Below are 1,033 nucleotides of genomic sequence, written 5' to 3' on the forward strand. Positions count from 1 at the left end.
GTCGGCGAGACGCTGGGAGTAGACGTCAGTGTGAAGTCCAAGCTGGAGCCACTACGCGGGAAACTGATCAGGCTGACCGACCGCGGCTGGCTGCGCAAACAACCTGACGGCCGGTTCACCAACCGTCTGTGATCCTCGTCAGCGTGACGCGTCCGGCGGCGGCCAGCCCGTAACCACGGTGTCCCCGGCGGCCGTTGGAATTGTGTGACGAAAACCAAAGAGCAGAGTAATTGTCAAGAGTTGTGGATCGGTTGAAGTGGCTCAGGCGGCGCTGAGCTCGGGTCGCTCGACGAGCTGGCCGCGTTCGAAGCGGGCTCCGGCGCGGACGAGGGCGACGAGGTGGGGTGCGTTCACGGCCCGCCAGCGGGCCTGGGCGGACTCGACGAGCTTGAAGACCATGGCCAGGGCGGCGGCGCGGGAGCCGGCGCCGCGGGTGACCTTGGTCCGGAGTCGAACGGTGGAGAAGGTGGACTCGATGGGATTTGTGGTCCGCAGGTGGATCCAGTGCTCGGCGGGGAAGCCGTAGAACGCCAGCAGCTCGGTCTCGTCGTCGGTGATCTTCTTGACGGCCTTGGGGAATTTTGCCCCGTAGAGCTGGGCGAACGTCTTGATTGCCTTGACTGCATGGTCGCGGTCCTCGGCGTTGTAGATGTCTTGGATCGCCTTCTTCGCGCCCGGTTGCGCAGACTTCGGCATGGAATCGAGCACATTCGCGGTTTTATGGACCCAGCACCGCTGCTCGCGGGTTTCGGGGAAGACCTCCGCGAGGGCCTTCCAGAAGCCGAGTGCCCCGTCGCCGACCGCGAGGACGGGAGCACGCATGCCGCGACGTGCGCAGTCCCTCATCATGTCCGCCCACGACTCGGCAGACTCGCGGTAGCCGTCCTTGAGCGCGACCAGTTCCTTGCTGCCGTCCACGCGCACACCGATCAGCACGAGCACACACGCCTTGGCCTCCTCCAGGCGGACGTTGAGGTGGATGCCGTCGGCCCACACGTACACGTAGTCGACGTCCGCGAGGTCGCGGTCCATG

General features: G+C 65.5%; 1 protein-coding gene. It reads right to left on the reverse strand.

The annotated features are described in order from the left end of the window. Positions 1-261: 261 nt before the first annotated feature. Positions 262-1,033 (reverse strand): IS256 family transposase (locus ACWDVB_RS40315; RefSeq protein WP_451612075.1); only part of this gene is annotated, 772 nt, incomplete at its 5' end.

The sequence above is a fragment of the Streptomyces sp. NPDC003379 genome (assembly GCF_053589195.1).